This window comes from Vibrio sp. 1401, from assembly GCF_033340295.1.
In genome coordinates, this window is record NZ_JAWOWF010000395.1 from 1 (window position 1) to 680 (window position 680).

Consider the following 680-nt stretch of genomic DNA (forward strand, 5'->3'; position numbering starts at 1 on the left):
CGTTACTGTGGCCAGCCCAGTCGATTTGACCACCTTCAACCATCAAGAAGAAGCCGTCTTTGTTTTTAGAAAGAACATCAAGCGCTTTGACCGTCATTTCTTTCAACGATGGTTGTGTGCGTTTTGGATCGTTTTTGCTGTTACTGTAAGCAATACCATCATTCATACCTGAGTAAGCGAATAGGCCAAGTAGTTTGTCGCCTTTTGCTTGTGCCAACATGTCTCGGCTGAAAGCTAGGCTGTAGCCTTGGTCTTGCGCTTCGGTAAGCAGATTGCGTTCGTCTTTACGCTTAGATTTCAGGTAAACACTACCTTGCGTAAGCTTTTCTAGCGCTTGGTAAGTTTCACCTTTGTCGTTAGTCGATTTTGGAATCCAGTGACGAAGACCACCAGATAACAACACGTCGACACCGCTTTCTAGCATATCGGAAGCGATGTTGTTTTCTAGCGAGCGATGAGGCTGATGCGCAGCAAACGCGGCTGGTGTTGCGTGCGTCATGCGCGTATCTGAAACAAGACCCGTTGCTTTGCCTTTGCTCTTGGCTTTTTCCAAAATGGTCTCAACGTGATTGCCTTGCCTGTCAATACCAATCACTTCTGATGCAGTTGGGATACCTGTTGCGAGCATTGTTGCCGAACATGCAGAGTCGACAACGATTGCATCTTCTGGGTTCGTTAAA

General features: G+C 46.9%; 1 protein-coding gene. It reads right to left on the reverse strand.

The features are described 5' to 3' along the window. A partial coding sequence (locus R7Z77_RS25845) for an alkaline phosphatase (RefSeq protein ID WP_318137111.1) occupies nt 1-680 on the reverse strand: 680 nt, incomplete at both ends.